Below are 14,006 nucleotides of genomic sequence, written 5' to 3'. Positions count from 1 at the left end.
TAATAGAGAAATGGAGAAGCCTTATGTTGCATTATCCAACTAAATATTTATCGTCAAAACAAGCATATAAATTTTTATCAGGCAGTATCATCCCACGCCCAATCGCGTGGGTGACAACGCTAAACAAAGAACACGAAACGGTCAATGCGGCGCCGTTCAGTTTTTTTAATGCGGCGGCTTCCGATATTCCATTAGTCAGTCTATCCATTCTTAGACGAAATGGCGAAATAAAAGATACTGCTAGAAATATTATAGAAACAAATGAATTGGTGATCCACTTAGTCAATGATCAAGTGGTTGAATCTATGAATCAAACAGCGGCTTCTTTAGGTCCTGATCAAAGCGAAATTACTCTCAACAAAATTGAAACAATTGCAAGTAAATCAGTGACCGTTCCTGGAATTAAAGCTGCATCTATTCGTATGGAGGCTAGACTGCATCAATATGTTCCAGTTAAAAATCATGAGGATCAGATCATTACAGATTTATTTATTGTCGAGATAACCGATTTTTATTTTGATGAAGCTATTTTTGATCAAGAATCTGAGTACATTTTACCAGAAGCATTCAATCCGATTGCACGTTTAGCTGGTAATACGTATGCACATATCAATGACTTGTTTGATCTAAAAAGACCCGATTAACAACATACTGAGATTGGAGGATAAACTTATCGACGGATGAGTTTATCCTCTATTTTCCTTTTTATTGGTTTATAGTAGAGAGGGGACGGAAAGATGGAGAGAGAGACAATAATCAGATTTTCTCTGACTATTGTCTCTCTCTACTTAATTTTATTAAGCTTTTTGATATCCTATCTTTAAGTTACTCAACTAGTTCATAGCCTTCTGGTGCAACATCTTGTAATTGCTGATATTCTTCTGGAGATAACTCTGGTGATTTTTCCAGATTCGTTGGATTGTGGACTTCCTCAACTTCTGCTTCATTAGTTGTGTTTTCTTTTGCATTCATTTTACTCACGTTTAAGAATAATGTGACTAACAATAACACGAGAATAGCAGAAAAACCTATTATTTTTATCTTTTTCAAACAAAAACTCCTTTCTAAATATAATCTAATTATTACAAAAAAACACAACATTTATCAACGTTTTTTTACTCTAGCGAAGCGAGTATGATTTACAAATTAAAAAGAGAGTGGGAGCAGAAGCAACCTCAATACTGATCAATTATTTTTGTTATTATATCGTTTGTTCTGGCCGTAAATCTACAATTGGAATATTTCCATCCAAAACACCACTAGGGCTTTTCAATTTAAATACTTGTAAACGAGGATCAACTGTTAACGTCATCTCTTCATCTAAATATCGTTTAGAATAATCCTTGATGTAGATAGCCCCCATAACTGAATCTAGTGTCAAATTAAAATCAGATTTATCTTGTAATTGAGCTAATATCAATAAGCGAGAGCTTGTATCAAGAGAGCAAACACCCATTTTAGAATACTTACCAATGCCATCATCTAGATCCAAAATAATTACTGCATTGTTTTCTATATAAGGAGTCAATTTTAACTGCGTTTCGTCACTACATTTATTCTTCGCCTCTTTCTTAAATTGTAAATCAAACATCTGTATTATTTATTCCTAGTCTAATCGTGTGTACTTTCCTGCAATAAATTCTTTCGATAATGCCACATAATGCTGGGCATTTTCTTTATTCTTCCGAATTTCTTCTCTTGTTAAAGGTCGAATCACTTTCGCTGGTCGCCCAAATGCTAAGACGTTTGGGGGAATCTCCGTTCCTTGCGTCACTAAGGAACCTGCACCTATCAAACTATTTTTCCCGATCACCGCATGATTTAACACCGTTGAGCTCATACCGATCAAGGCACCATCTTCTATTGTACAACCATGCAGCATACAGTGATGACCAATCGTTACGTTTTCACCAATAATAACAGGTGCATCCTGATCGACATGGATCACTGTGCCATCTTGTACATTACTTCCTGTATTGATCGTGATTGAATTGTTATCGCCTCTAAGTACAGATTGAAACCAAATACTCGTATCTTTAGCCAGTACCACATTGCCGTAAACATCGGCACTTGCTGCAATAAAATACTCTTTTGTCATATCGTCCACCTCTTCTATGTGTCTTTAGTATAACAAATTTAGCTGAATTGCGTAGTTAAAATGATTTCTTTGAAAGTATTAAAAAAAAGGAAAGACGCCTAAAATCGGTCTCTCCCCTTCACACTTATTAGTCATAATCGCCATCTTCATCAAACTGGCTGTTATATAATTTTTCATAAAAGCCACCTTGCTGTAATAGCTCATTATGGGTTCCTTTTTCAATGATTTCACCTTGATTCATCACAAGAATCAAGTCAGCTTCACGAATGGTTGATAAACGGTGAGCGATCACAAAGCTTGTGCGTCCTTCCATTACTCGTTCCATCGCTTTTTGAATCAACGCTTCTAAACGAGTATCGACGGAACTTGTTGCTTCATCTAGGATCAAGATTCTCGGATCAGAAATCACGGCTCTGGCAATCGTCAATAATTGTTTTTGCCCTAGAGAAACATTGTCTCCTTCAGAATTGATTTCCATTTCATACCCATCAGGCATCGTGCGGATAAAGTGATCCACATTGGCTGTCTTAGCTGCATCAACTATTTCATAATCAGTCGCATCTAATTTACCAAAACGGATATTATCAGCAATCGTCCCTTCATATAACCAAGCATCTTGCAACACCATACCAAATACGGAACGAACATCACTGCGATCCATTTTTTTCGTATCGATACCATCGATTTTGATTGCTCCTTCGTTAACATCATAAAAGCGCATCAATAAATTGATCAAAGTTGTCTTACCAGCCCCAGTAGGTCCAACGATTGCAACTGTTTGACCTGCTTTTACCTCAAAGTTCAAGTTTCTGATCAAAGGTTTTGCAGGATCATAACTAAAACTGACATTATCGAATTGAACAGATCCGTGAATTTTTTCCGGTAATGAAATGTTATGTTCATTTAATTTTTCTTCTGGTTCATCTAAAATTTCAAATACACGTTTCGTTGCAGCCGATGCACTTTGTAAAGCCGCTGACAATTGCGTTATATTCCCCATTGGCTGGCTGATCTGCCAAATGTATTGAATAAATGCTTGTAATTGTCCAACCACGATAGCTCCCGTTATAACATAATAACTACCTAAAACAGCCATACCGATATACGTTCCATATGCTGTCATTTGGACAAGTGGCAACATCAACCCTGAAATAAATGTCGCTTTAAAACCAAAGCTGTTCAAATTATGGTTAACCTTTTTAAAACCTTCTAAAGTTTCCTTTTCACGTCCGTATACCTTTAAAACGCTAAAACCAGTCATATTTTCTTGCACATACCCATTTAGATTTCCAAGCGCATTTTGCATTCCCTGAAAATATTTTTGTGAAATGCCGACGATTGTTTTTGAAATAAATAATGATAAAGGAATCATCACGATCGAAATTAGCGCCATCAGCCAATTAATATAAAACATCATCACAACAGCCATTACAATTCCTAAAATTGCTGAAACAATATTGATGAAACTTTGCTGCATTGCGTTACTCACAGCATCCACATCATTGGTCACACGAGATAAAATATTTCCTTGTTGATTTTTATCAAAATAAGAAACAGGCAAACGATTGATTTTTTCATCGATATCTCGACGCAAATCACGCATTGAATGTTGAACAACTGTTGCCATCAAAAATCCAGACAAAAATTGTGCTGCACAATAACCAATTCCTACTATAAGTATCCAAATCAAGCATTGGATGATGTATGAGTAATTCAGACCCGTTCCTTCAGCAACATTTTTGCTAATTTCAGTGATTGGCAAACCTGAAACATAAGGCATTGCTGCATTAAAAGCGACAGTTAAGACAGTAAAAATAACCACTAAAATAAAGGTTCCTTTGTACGGTTTGATGTATCTAGCTAAACGTCTAATAGAAGAGAGTGCGTTTTTCATGCTAATTCCTCCTCTGACAATTGAGAAGCAGCAATATCATAGTAGATAGAACAATTCTCAAGTAATTCTCGATGAGTACCGATGCCAACGACATCCCCTTCATTTAAAACAACAATCTTATCTGCATGCATGATCGTTCCCACGCGTTGAGCAACGATTAAAACAGTTGATTCTGTTGTTTCTTTTTTCAAACGAGCTCTTAAATTTGCATCTGTTTGATAATCCAATGCCGAGAAACTATCATCAAATATATAAACTTCTGGACGACGAATCACTGCTCTAGCAATTGCCAATCGTTGTTTTTGACCACCAGAGAAGTTTGTTCCTCCCTCAGAAAGAAGTTCATCATATCCGTCAGGCTTTTGCGAAATAAATTCTGTCGCTTGTGCAATATCAGCAGCGAGTTCCATCTCTTCTAATGTTGCTTCTTCTTTACCGTAACGCATATTTTCTGCGATTGTTCCAGTAAACAACAGCGCTTTTTGCGGAATATACCCAATCTTATTGCGTAATGTACTTAATTTGTAATCACGTACATCGACTCCATCAAGCAATACTTCACCTTCTGACACATCATAAAAACGTGGGATCAATTGGATCAACGTAGATTTCCCACTCCCAGTGCTACCGATAAACGCTACCGTTTCTCCTGGAGAAGCTGTAAAGCTAACATTACGAATCACTGGACTTTCTGAATGTCCAGGGTAAGCAAATGTAACATTTTTAAATTCTAAGTAACCTTTTGTCTTCGTTTCTGTGATACCTGCTTCATTTTCACGAATCACTGGCTCCATATCGAATGCTTCTTGGATTCGACGAGCTGAAACCGCTGCACGAGGATACATCATAAAGACACTTGCAAATAGCATAAACGAGAATAGTGCATGGAAAATATATTCGATAAATGCAATCAAATCTCCTACAAGTAAACTTCCTTGATCAATTTGAAGTGCACCATTCCAAATAATCAACACCATCACAATATTGAAGAGGAAGAAAAATCCTGGTTGCGCTGCCGCCATCAAGCGAAAAAGACTCTTAGAGCTTTTCGTGTAATCTTCATTGACTTTGCTAAAACGACTTTCTTCAAACTTTTCATTTACAAACGCACGAATCACTCGCAAGCCAGAAAGATTTTCTCTAAGGATACCGTTGATTCCATCCAAGTTTTTTTGCTGTTTATTGGATAATGGTTCAGATACTTTAGCGATCAATACCACAGCTACTAAAAGAAACGGTAGTGCTCCTAAAACAAACCAACCTAACGAAGGACTTGTCCGCATGACCATGTATAAGCTGACAAAAAACATCATCGGCGTCATAAAACCGATCCGCAAAATATTCCCCATAAATAACATGATTTGATAAGCATCATTAGTTGTTCTTGTAATCAGTGAAGAGACACCGATCGTTTCATATTCACGATGGGAAAAAGTCTGTACTTTTTCAAAAAGATCATCACGAATATCACGTACAATATTTGTTGTCATCCGTGCGCCAAAATATCCTAACATGATATTCATTGCTACACCGACTACAGTGATACCAATCATCAACAATCCCTGTTGTTTTACATAGTCATAGTCATTATTTTTGATCCCAACATCAATCATTCGTGCTAAAATTGTTGGTAAACCTAGTTCTATCAATATAAACCCAAAAACACAAATGAAATCTAAAAACAATAATTTCTTATATCTCATCGTGTAACGCCACATCAATTTCAATCAATCATCTCCCATTTCAATTTTTTACTCAGTACTCCCACTATAGCATAAAACTAATAGCCAGGTAAATTATATTTAAGTGAAAATTCTACACTTTTCAACTGAATAATAAACGGGATTATCTATACTATGTTATAATGATAATTACATTAATTTTCGTACTACAATCAACTGAAAGTGATGGGATTGAATCGATGAAAAAAATACTTTATATTTCTTTAGGCTGTCTTACATTTGGATTGGGAACAATAGGGATTTTCCTCCCACTTTTACCTACAACGATTTTTTATATTTTAACCGCCTTTTTCTGGATGCGCAGCTCTGAGTATTTGTATACAAAATTTATTGAGTCGACCTACTACCAAAAATATATTCAAGAATCAATTGTGGAAAAGAAAATCACCCCCTTCGGCCGAGTAAAGTTATTTTCAATGTTATTTGTAATTTTTGCAATTCCATGTTTGATCGTCCGTAATTCATTTATGACAACCACTTTAACAATCGTATTTTTTCTGCATCTAATTGGTCTAAATTTATATTTTAACAAAAAGAAAGTCACAGCTTTAAAACAATCAAATGAATAATACATTTTTCTTTGAAGTCGCAAATCAGTTTCTATACTTATTCGCTATTTTGTGATAAAATACGTTTAATTGTTGTACAGCACAACACAATGGACGGTTGAAAGAAAGTACAGTTTCCATAAAACAAGTAGTGAAGCAAAGTCGAGGCTTCATTTCATCATCAACTGATGTTTTTGATGACAATTGCTTTTAAGGTGGACAACCACCTCGTTTTGTTGTGTTCAAAATTATAGTAAGAAAATAGAAAAATAAATAATCAACTGCTTTAGCAGATAAAGGAGAACAGAACTATGATCTATAAAGTTTATTACCAAGAAACAAAAACAAGAAACCCAAAAAGAGAAGATACAAAATCTATTTACGTTGAAGCGCAAAGCGATGTTATTGTGCGTCAACAAGTAGAAGAAAATACCCCATACAACATTGAATACATTCAAGCACTTGATGAAAATCATCTTGCATATGAACAAGAGCACGCGGAATTCTCTTTAACGGAGTTTTAATTATGAAAGTAAATATAAAAAATAATGAAACTGGCGTTTTTGCGATAGGCGGTTTGGGCGAGATCGGAAAAAACACTTATGGGGTTCAATTTCAAGATGAGATCATTATTATTGATGCTGGGATCAAATTCCCAGAAGATGATTTACTTGGAATCGACTATGTTATTCCAGATTACAGCTATATCGTCCAAAATTTGCACAAAGTCAAAGCGTTAATTATCACTCATGGACACGAAGATCATATTGGCGGCGTTCCGTATTTACTACGTCAAGCGAATATCCCAATTTACGCTGGTCCTTTGGCTTTAGCCTTAATCACCAACAAATTGGATGAACATGGTTTATTACGTGATGCTGATCTTCATGAAATTAATGAGGATACTGTGATTCGTTTCCGTAAGACCGCAATTAGCTTTTTTAGGACAACACATAGTATTCCTGACGCTTTAGGTGTCGTTGTTAAGACCCCTTCTGGAAATATCGTTGCGACAGGAGATTTTAAATTTGACTTTACGCCAGTTGGTGAACCAGCTAACTTGCATCGTATGGCAAAATTAGGGGAAGAAGGCGTCTTATGTCTGCTTTCTGATAGTACGAATGCGGAAATCCCAACGTTTACTAAATCGGAAAAAACGATTGGTTCTTCTATTTTGAAGATTTTTGAAAAGATCGAGGGAAGAATCATCTTTGCTAGTTTTGCTTCAAATATTTTCCGTCTCCAACAAGCGGCGGACGCTGCAGTTGCAACAGGACGTAAAATCGCAGTGTTTGGTCGTAGTATGGAGAATGCGATTGTTAACGGTGAACATTTGGGCTATATCAATGTGCCAAAAGGAACATTTGTGGATGCCAGTGAGCTAAACCAACTACCTGCTGGAGAAACAATGATTTTATGTACAGGTTCCCAAGGTGAACCGATGGCTGCTTTAAGCCGAATCGCTAATGGAACGCATCGTCAGATTTCTGTACAGCCTGGTGATACAGTGATTTTTTCAAGTTCACCGATTCCTGGAAATACAACAAGTGTTAACCGTTTGATCAATTTGCTTTCAGAAGCAGGTGCTGAAGTTATTCATGGAAAAATCAATAATATCCATACTTCTGGTCACGGTGGTCAAGAAGAACAAAAATTAATGTTAAGTTTAATGAAACCTAAATATTTTGTACCCGTTCATGGTGAATTTAGAATGTTGAAAATCCATGCATCGTTAGCACAAGATGTTGGTGTGCCAGCAGACAATTGTTTCATCATGGAAAATGGGGATGTCCTAGCTTTAACAGCAGATGATGCTCGTATCGCTGGACACTTCAATGCTAACGATGTCTATGTTGACGGTAATGGTGTCGGTGATATCGGTAATGTTGTCTTACGTGATCGCCGAATTCTTTCAGAAGAAGGTTTAGTTTTAGCAGTAGCAACAGTCGATATTAAAAATAAAGAAATTCTGGCTGGTCCAGATATTTTATCTCGCGGATTTGTCTATATGAGAGAATCGGGCGAAATGATTCATGAAGGACAGCGTTTATTGTTCAATGCGATTCGTGAAGCATTGCGAGATGAACATTGTACAGAAGCAAAATTGTGTGACGCAATAACAGCTGCCTTACAGCCATTCTTGTTTGAAAAAACAGAACGTCATCCGATGATTTTACCAATGATCATGACTTCATGAGTTTGAATATAAAAGAAGGGCTTGGGACGTAAGTTCTAAGACTCATAAAATAGAAGAGTGAAAATCGGACAAAAATTTTCGCTCTTCTATTTTTTAGATTATACGGACAAAAATTTCATGATTTCTTTGGCTGATAACAAACTTGCTTTGATTGGTTTTAACTCTTGCTGTAGTTTCTTAGCTTATTGTTTATATATAGGATTGTTCAATAGTTCTTCGATACTTTTTTTAATAAATCTTGATTTTTCAACTTATTCTTCTTTATAAAGATATTTGTTCATTTAAACCAGCAGACATTGCATCGATCGTATAATTAAATTTAGCTTCTACATCAAACTCTTTCATTAGGCTTTTTATCGATTTTGGAAGCCATTTTGACTTTAGAATGAATGTTTTCACTATTTTTTCAAGTACCGATTAGACTGTTTTATAAACAGCGGTTCTTCTACGTGGACAAGCCTATATGCGTACGGTTTGACATAAACTAACGGAATTTTTTTGACGCGTGCACTGATTAGTAAACTAATTGTTAATCCAATAATAATTCTATTTGGATTGACTTCTTCGATCAACTCCAGTTCATTTTCGATCCTCATTTTAACATGCCATAAGTAAAAGGGATTTTGATACTTTTCATTTGGTCAAAATTCATAATAATTTTTATATCCGTATTAATAGCTCCATTTGCTACGAATGTATGGTAAATTTGCTCAATATAGCGATCAATCTCGCGTTCTTTTTCACTATTGAAATCTTTCATTTCTGGAACTTTTTCAAATAAAGCTAACATTTGCTTATAGTAGTTGATTTTATCTTGAAAAATCTTTTTCTTGGCTTCTATTTAATTGCACAGTTTTTTCTTTGCAGGCAGTAGCAGAATCACTTTGCATCATGTTTATAACTGTCGTCATTTCTTCGAGACTGAATTCACCATAGTTTATCAAAAAATTGATCATTGTAAGATCAATTTCTTGATAAACTCGTTAGCCATTTTCTTCTCTGTTTGGCTTTAGTAAATCTACCTTGTCGTAATATCTTAATGTTGATTTTGGAATCCTAAGTGTCTTGGCTACTTCTTTTACTGTCTTCCCTGTCATTTCATTCCTCCTCTTTCTTTTGAAGTACTATAATATGAAACCAAACTTTAATGTTCACAATAAAAAAGGGCTGACAGGTTTTGCACCTAATCAGCCTATTTTCAATAAATGATTTACTATCTAAACCTCATTATTCACCACTAAAACATTCGCTTTTGTATGGTTAACAACATAAGAAGTTGTTGAACCTACCATCAATCTTTCAAACCCATTTAATCCCGTTCTGCCGATTACAATTAGATCGATTGGTTCTTTTGACTCTGTGAAATCAGCAATCAATGTTTTGGGATAGCCATACATAACGTATGTGAAAACTTTGGATACGCCTTGTTCAAGAGCTTTTGACTCTCTTTTTTTCATTTCTTCTTCTTCTCTTGTGCGAAGATCTTCCATGAGTGTTCCCATTGACATTGTTAGTTCGCCAAAATAATTGCCTACCTCTTCAATAACAGATAAAATGTGTAGCGTAGCGCCATTTCGTTTTACAATATTTATTGCTTCTTGATATGCTTTTTCTGACTGATCAGAACCATCTACAGCCACTAAAATATTCTTATAGGTCTCTTCCATGATAAAAACCTCCTTCTTATATACTTCTATTATACTACTCAAAAGGGTTTTCAACAAAAATACTGCTAAATTAAGAACTTTCCTCTTTACACTTCTAAAAAGTCATGGTATAGTAATCATGGAATTTCGTTATCAGATATCGTTGCCTTTCATAAGAATCAAGAGAGGAGAATTATTATGACATTTGGTAATAAATTATTAAAATACCGTGTAGCACTTGATACAGAGAGAAATTTGTTTATGGCTATCGATGCAAATAACCAAGCAAATATCGCTTATGGGATCACGATTACACAAGCAGTAAAAGAATTGAAAAAATCTATTTAAGGAGTTATCAACCTAAATGAGCGATTCAAGTTCTAATACGATTTAAAGGCGTCCAGTGAATGGTAAATTCCTCGGATGCCTTTTTTGTTTGGTTTATTTTCGATTTAATGTACGCCATATTTTTAAATAATCAACAGCATAAAAATCGAAATTATCCTTAATCCCAGAATCTGTTCTATACCACTTCCATCTATAGATCTGGTTAAAAGATAAACAACTCCAGCTTTAAATACTCCCCATTCCTCCATATTTTTAGCATTTTTCTATACATTTTTTTCTTAAGTTAAATAATCAGACTTTAGTCTAGTTTTTAGAATTTTACTATACTATTTGTTCATAAAAAAAACATCCAACAAATGTCAGATGTTTTGGAATGGATTAAATTAGTTTTTTTCAACGTTAACCGCTTGAGGTCCACGATCTGAATCTTCAACGTCAAAACTTACTGATTGACCTTCTTCGATTGTTTTGAATCCTTCACCTTGAATAGCTGAAAAGTGTACGAATACGTCACTTCCATCTTCACGAGAGATAAATCCAAATCCTTTTTCTGCGTTAAACCATTTCACTGTTCCTTGTTCCATTCTGTTGTTCCTCCTCGTGCTTAAGCACTAAATATTGTAACATTGCCCGTGTACGATAGAGGGTTTTAAAATTAAAACTTCTATATTGTCCCAAACAAGATTACACTAATATTGTACATGCGAACCTCTTTTTTTGCAAGAAATCTAGTTAGTCTACCGTAAAAAAATTTTCTTCTCTCATGCTGATGTAAACTTGTTCACCAATGATAATATGATCTAACACCTCAATCCCCATCATTTTCCCACACTTCTGCATTCTTTGCGTAAAAAGTATATCACTTTCTGAAGGTGTAGGATTACCACTCGGATGATTATGAGCAAGAATCAGGCGTGCGGCAGAACATTTAACTGCACTACGGAAGACTTCTCTTGGATGAGCAACAGACTGATTCAAAGATCCTTTAAAAACAGTCTCTTGCTTGATTACTTCATTTTTAGTATTTAAGTATAAGCAGACTAAATGTTCTTGCTGAAAATCTTGTAATTCATAGATCAAATTTTGAGCAATCTGATAACTGGAAGAAACCTTTCCTAACTTCAGTTGAGTGCTTTGCTGAATTCGATAACCAAATTCAATGGCAGCTCTTAGCTCAATAGCTTTGATTCGACCGACACCTCTGATCTCCATCATTTCTGTTAATGTAGCATTTTTCAATTCATATAAATGATTGAAATAATTTAAAAATTTGGAAGCTACTTCCATCACATTCGAATTCTTCGAACCAGTTCTTAATAAAATTGCCAATAGTTCTTGATTCGATAAAGCTTTCTCACCTACAATTTCTAAACGCTCACGGGGTAAGCAATCTTCTGGCATTTCTCTTATAAATAGCTTCTCTTCTTTAATCAAAAAAACACTCCTTTACGCGCTTCTAAATATAAGATACGCAAAGGAGTCTTGTTTTCATTTTTCTAAATAAACTGGCACTTCAGTTAAACTTTCAAAAATTTCTAACGTTTTTTCTTTAATCTCATCTGTTGGTGCCAATAAATCTGGAACCATAATCACGGGAATCCCTGCAGCATCAGCCGCTGTCACTCCATGAAATGAGTCTTCAAAAATCAAGGTGTTGCCCGCTTTTGTCCCAAGCTGGGTTAAGGCTTTTTGGAATATTTCTGGATCTGGTTTTGCTCGAGTCACATCTTCTGCTGAAACAATTCCGGAAAAACGTTCCTTAATACCAGCGCCCTTCAATAATAATTCGATTGCAGGACGGACATTACTTGACGCAACGATTCTTGGAATCTCTTTTTGATCAAGAAAATCGAGTAATTCCAGAACGCCTTCTTTTAATGGAACTTTCCCTGATTCAAAGACTTGATAAGTATCGTCATATGATCGCTGGATAAATTCGTCAACTTTTTCTTTACCAAAATCCTGATAGATACGATGATAGTTTTTTTGTACTTCTTCATCCGATACACCTAAAAACTCTAAATAAACCTCTTTGCTATATGGAAGGTTCATCGCATCTGCTATTTTTTGCGTTGACTGATAATAAATCAGTTCCGTATCAAACAATAAACCGTCCATATCAAAAATTACGCCATCGATTTTTTTCATTAAGTTCTCCTCTTGTTAATAATTTAGATTTTATTTTTAAACTAATCCGTGTAACCAGACCCTACATTTAATAGTAGTTCTCGTACCTGAGAAACAAAATAAAGTGAGCCCGTGACTAACATCAAATCATCTGCAGACATTTTTTCTAAAATCTCGCCCATCCCAAATTGCCACAAAGAAACAATCTCTGTTTTCTCATCTTCAAAATGTTCCATTTTTGTTAATTCGATCGCTCTTGGATAATCAAATGTAGTCAGATACAAATGAACATTAGAGACTTTTCTTAATATAGCAATCATCTGATCGATATTTTTTGACGCTAATGTTGAAAATAAGATGTGTATATCCCTGTTAGGAAATTCTTTTTTCAGATTATCAGCTAGACGACGCATCGCATGATCGTTGTGTGCACCATCTAAAATAATCAATGGTTCATTACTGATTTTTTCCATTCGAGCAGGCCATTGAGCTTTAGTCAGTCCTTGGTACACATCTCTGTCTGTAAAATTAATACGCAAGGCTTCGCAATAAAGATAAAATAGTTGAATGGAAACTGCCGCATTTTCTACTTGATGACGACCTAACAAAGGAACTTTGACCTTTGGTAATTTACCTGCTTCTCCATAAAAATCAAAGATCTCACCCCAATTTTTATCTGGGTGTTGATATTCCGCCTTATAGTCTTTCTCATAGCGATACACTCTACTATGTTTCCCCCCAGCGACTTCATTGATCATAACAAACGCTTCTTCTTCAATATTCCCTGTCACAACAGGAATCCCTTCTTTAATGATCCCGGCTTTTTGGAAAGCAATTTTTTCAAGCGTATCACCTAAAATTTCTGTATGATCTTTTCCAATCGTAGTGATTGCTGTTAGCATCGGTTTAACTACATTGGTACTATCCAATAATCCACCAAGTCCAACTTCAATAATAGCAATATCTACCTGTTCATCAAAAAAGTAATCAAGAGCCATAACGGTCAATGTCTCAAATTCAGTAATCCCAGCAATTTTTTTATCTTGATCCATCTCTTTGATTAATTCTTGGTATTTTTCCACATACTGGATGATATGATTGTCTGAAATACCTTGCCCGTTAATAGCAATTCGTTCATTAAAATGCTCGATATATGGAGAAGTAAAAGTTCCCACCTTAAGTCCTAATTCTTCTAACATACAGCGTAAATAAGTTACTGTAGAGCCTTTCCCATTTGTGCCAGCTATATGGATTGTTGGCACTTTTTCTTCAGGATTACCGACTCTTTTCAACAATGCTTCCACTCGATCAAGACCTGGTCTAGAACCAAAGGGCAGCCTACTGTGAATCCAATCAATCGATTCTTCTATCGTTAATACCATCTTATCAACTCCTCATTACCTATT

At 35.4% G+C, this 14,006-nt stretch carries 19 protein-coding genes; 5 read left to right on the top strand and 14 right to left on the bottom strand.

Features of this window, described 5'->3' with window-relative positions; genetic code table 11:
• Window positions 1–23: 23 nt before the first annotated feature.
• Window positions 24–644, top strand: coding sequence for a flavin reductase family protein (locus AC4BBR_RS03050; protein ID WP_490461115.1), 621 nt, complete (start codon window positions 24–26; stop codon window positions 642–644).
• Window positions 645–825: 181 nt separating this feature from the next.
• On the opposite strand, the gene AC4BBR_RS03045 is transcribed toward AC4BBR_RS03050, so the two are convergent.
• The 5 genes from AC4BBR_RS03045 to AC4BBR_RS03025 all read right to left on the bottom strand — a co-directional run bounded on the left by AC4BBR_RS03045 (window position 826) and on the right by AC4BBR_RS03025 (window position 5,719).
• On the bottom strand, window positions 826–1,050 hold the full coding sequence (locus tag AC4BBR_RS03045; protein WP_490461114.1) for a hypothetical protein: 225 nt from the start codon (window positions 1,048–1,050) through the stop codon (window positions 826–828).
• 151 nt (window positions 1,051–1,201) lie between these two features.
• The gene (locus AC4BBR_RS03040; RefSeq protein ID WP_490461113.1) at window positions 1,202–1,591 is read right to left on the bottom strand and encodes an iron-sulfur cluster biosynthesis family protein; all 390 of its coding nucleotides are present in this window, start codon (window positions 1,589–1,591) and stop codon (window positions 1,202–1,204) included.
• Window positions 1,592–1,606: 15 nt separating this feature from the next.
• Window positions 1,607–2,098 carry a gamma carbonic anhydrase family protein gene (locus AC4BBR_RS03035; protein ID WP_490461112.1) on the bottom strand — a complete coding sequence of 164 codons (492 nt, stop codon included), beginning with the start codon at window positions 2,096–2,098 and terminating at the stop codon, window positions 1,607–1,609.
• A 127-nt stretch (window positions 2,099–2,225) separates the two neighbouring features.
• Window positions 2,226–3,992, bottom strand: a complete 1,767-nt coding sequence (efrB, locus tag AC4BBR_RS03030) for a multidrug efflux ABC transporter subunit EfrB (RefSeq protein ID WP_490461111.1) — start codon at window positions 3,990–3,992, stop codon at window positions 2,226–2,228.
• Complete coding sequence (locus AC4BBR_RS03025; protein ID WP_490461110.1) at window positions 3,989–5,719, bottom strand: ABC transporter ATP-binding protein; 1,731 nt, start codon at window positions 5,717–5,719, stop codon at window positions 3,989–3,991. The genes efrB and AC4BBR_RS03025 overlap by 4 nt, the downstream gene beginning before the upstream one ends.
• 194 nt (window positions 5,720–5,913) lie before the next feature.
• Here AC4BBR_RS03025 and AC4BBR_RS03020 point away from each other — a divergent pair, with 194 nt between their 5' ends.
• The 3 genes from AC4BBR_RS03020 (at window position 5,914) to rnjA (ending at window position 8,479) form a co-directional block, all read left to right on the top strand.
• Complete coding sequence (locus AC4BBR_RS03020; protein ID WP_490461109.1) at window positions 5,914–6,303, top strand: YbaN family protein; 390 nt, start codon at window positions 5,914–5,916, stop codon at window positions 6,301–6,303.
• A 290-nt stretch (window positions 6,304–6,593) separates the two neighbouring features.
• Window positions 6,594–6,806 (top strand): DNA-directed RNA polymerase subunit epsilon, encoded by a 213-nt coding sequence (locus AC4BBR_RS03015; protein WP_490461108.1) that lies wholly within the window; start codon window positions 6,594–6,596, stop codon window positions 6,804–6,806.
• Between the two features lie 2 nt (window positions 6,807–6,808).
• Complete coding sequence (rnjA, locus tag AC4BBR_RS03010) at window positions 6,809–8,479, top strand: ribonuclease J1 (RefSeq protein WP_490461107.1); 1,671 nt, start codon at window positions 6,809–6,811, stop codon at window positions 8,477–8,479.
• Between the two features lie 398 nt (window positions 8,480–8,877).
• Here the strand turns inward: rnjA and AC4BBR_RS03005 are convergent, their stop codons facing one another.
• The 4 genes from AC4BBR_RS03005 to AC4BBR_RS02990 form a co-directional block, all read right to left on the bottom strand.
• Entirely contained in the window at window positions 8,878–9,075 is a 198-nt protein-coding gene (locus AC4BBR_RS03005; protein ID WP_490461106.1) for a hypothetical protein, read from the bottom strand.
• Entirely contained in the window at window positions 9,072–9,269 is a 198-nt protein-coding gene (locus AC4BBR_RS03000; RefSeq protein ID WP_490461105.1) for a hypothetical protein, read from the bottom strand. Before AC4BBR_RS03000 ends, AC4BBR_RS03005 begins: the two co-directional genes overlap by 4 nt.
• 193 nt (window positions 9,270–9,462) lie before the next feature.
• The gene (locus AC4BBR_RS02995) at window positions 9,463–9,576 is read right to left on the bottom strand and encodes a MerR family transcriptional regulator (protein ID WP_490461104.1); all 114 of its coding nucleotides are present in this window, start codon (window positions 9,574–9,576) and stop codon (window positions 9,463–9,465) included.
• A 120-nt stretch (window positions 9,577–9,696) separates the two neighbouring features.
• The gene (locus AC4BBR_RS02990; RefSeq protein WP_490461103.1) at window positions 9,697–10,146 is read right to left on the bottom strand and encodes a universal stress protein; all 450 of its coding nucleotides are present in this window, start codon (window positions 10,144–10,146) and stop codon (window positions 9,697–9,699) included.
• A 177-nt stretch (window positions 10,147–10,323) separates the two neighbouring features.
• Between AC4BBR_RS02990 and AC4BBR_RS02985 the strand changes: the two genes are divergently transcribed.
• On the top strand, window positions 10,324–10,473 hold the full coding sequence (locus AC4BBR_RS02985; protein WP_490461102.1) for a hypothetical protein: 150 nt from the start codon (window positions 10,324–10,326) through the stop codon (window positions 10,471–10,473).
• Between the two features lie 122 nt (window positions 10,474–10,595).
• Here AC4BBR_RS02985 and AC4BBR_RS02980 read toward each other — a convergent pair whose 3' ends face one another.
• From AC4BBR_RS02980 to AC4BBR_RS02960, 5 genes are all read right to left on the bottom strand, one after another.
• Window positions 10,596–10,721: a DUF3923 family protein gene (locus AC4BBR_RS02980; RefSeq protein WP_490461101.1), complete on the bottom strand. Its 126-nt coding sequence runs from the start codon at window positions 10,719–10,721 to the stop codon at window positions 10,596–10,598.
• A gap of 135 nt (window positions 10,722–10,856) precedes the next feature.
• Window positions 10,857–11,057 carry a cold-shock protein gene (locus AC4BBR_RS02975; protein ID WP_490461100.1) on the bottom strand — a complete coding sequence of 67 codons (201 nt, stop codon included), beginning with the start codon at window positions 11,055–11,057 and terminating at the stop codon, window positions 10,857–10,859.
• 148 nt (window positions 11,058–11,205) lie between these two features.
• On the bottom strand, window positions 11,206–11,874 hold the full coding sequence (gene radC / locus AC4BBR_RS02970; protein WP_490462060.1) for a RadC family protein: 669 nt from the start codon (window positions 11,872–11,874) through the stop codon (window positions 11,206–11,208).
• An 87-nt stretch (window positions 11,875–11,961) separates the two neighbouring features.
• Window positions 11,962–12,621 (bottom strand): HAD family hydrolase, encoded by a 660-nt coding sequence (locus AC4BBR_RS02965; protein WP_490461099.1) that lies wholly within the window; start codon window positions 12,619–12,621, stop codon window positions 11,962–11,964.
• A gap of 41 nt (window positions 12,622–12,662) precedes the next feature.
• Entirely contained in the window at window positions 12,663–13,982 is a 1,320-nt protein-coding gene (locus AC4BBR_RS02960; RefSeq protein ID WP_490461098.1) for a bifunctional folylpolyglutamate synthase/dihydrofolate synthase, read from the bottom strand.
• Window positions 13,983–14,006 lie beyond the last annotated feature (24 nt).

Source organism: Enterococcus sp. AMC1251, from assembly GCF_058216535.1.
This window is presented reverse-complemented; position numbering and strand designations above follow the sequence as displayed.

What these genes read in the sequence shown, in the direction of transcription:
- AC4BBR_RS03050 (WP_490461115.1), top strand. Translation starts at nt 24, where the DNA reads ATGTTGCATTATCCAACTAAATATTTATCGTCAAAACAAGCATATAAA.
- AC4BBR_RS03040 (WP_490461113.1), bottom strand. Translation starts at nt 1,591, where the DNA reads ATGTTTGATTTACAATTTAAGAAAGAGGCGAAGAATAAATGTAGTGAC.
- AC4BBR_RS03035 (WP_490461112.1), bottom strand. Translation starts at nt 2,098, where the DNA reads ATGACAAAAGAGTATTTTATTGCAGCAAGTGCCGATGTTTACGGCAAT.
- efrB (WP_490461111.1), bottom strand. Translation starts at nt 3,992, where the DNA reads ATGAAAAACGCACTCTCTTCTATTAGACGTTTAGCTAGATACATCAAA.
- AC4BBR_RS03020 (WP_490461109.1), top strand. Translation starts at nt 5,914, where the DNA reads ATGAAAAAAATACTTTATATTTCTTTAGGCTGTCTTACATTTGGATTG.
- AC4BBR_RS03015 (WP_490461108.1), top strand. Translation starts at nt 6,594, where the DNA reads ATGATCTATAAAGTTTATTACCAAGAAACAAAAACAAGAAACCCAAAA.
- rnjA (WP_490461107.1), top strand. Translation starts at nt 6,809, where the DNA reads ATGAAAGTAAATATAAAAAATAATGAAACTGGCGTTTTTGCGATAGGC.
- AC4BBR_RS03005 (WP_490461106.1), bottom strand. Translation starts at nt 9,075, where the DNA reads ATGAGGATCGAAAATGAACTGGAGTTGATCGAAGAAGTCAATCCAAAT.
- AC4BBR_RS03000 (WP_490461105.1), bottom strand. Translation starts at nt 9,269, where the DNA reads ATGTTAGCTTTATTTGAAAAAGTTCCAGAAATGAAAGATTTCAATAGT.
- AC4BBR_RS02995 (WP_490461104.1), bottom strand. Translation starts at nt 9,576, where the DNA reads ATGACAGGGAAGACAGTAAAAGAAGTAGCCAAGACACTTAGGATTCCA.
- AC4BBR_RS02990 (WP_490461103.1), bottom strand. Translation starts at nt 10,146, where the DNA reads ATGGAAGAGACCTATAAGAATATTTTAGTGGCTGTAGATGGTTCTGAT.
- AC4BBR_RS02985 (WP_490461102.1), top strand. Translation starts at nt 10,324, where the DNA reads ATGACATTTGGTAATAAATTATTAAAATACCGTGTAGCACTTGATACA.
- AC4BBR_RS02980 (WP_490461101.1), bottom strand. Translation starts at nt 10,721, where the DNA reads ATGGAGGAATGGGGAGTATTTAAAGCTGGAGTTGTTTATCTTTTAACC.
- AC4BBR_RS02975 (WP_490461100.1), bottom strand. Translation starts at nt 11,057, where the DNA reads ATGGAACAAGGAACAGTGAAATGGTTTAACGCAGAAAAAGGATTTGGA.
- radC (WP_490462060.1), bottom strand. Translation starts at nt 11,874, where the DNA reads ATGCCAGAAGATTGCTTACCCCGTGAGCGTTTAGAAATTGTAGGTGAG.
- AC4BBR_RS02965 (WP_490461099.1), bottom strand. Translation starts at nt 12,621, where the DNA reads ATGAAAAAAATCGATGGCGTAATTTTTGATATGGACGGTTTATTGTTT.
- AC4BBR_RS02960 (WP_490461098.1), bottom strand. Translation starts at nt 13,982, where the DNA reads ATGGTATTAACGATAGAAGAATCGATTGATTGGATTCACAGTAGGCTG.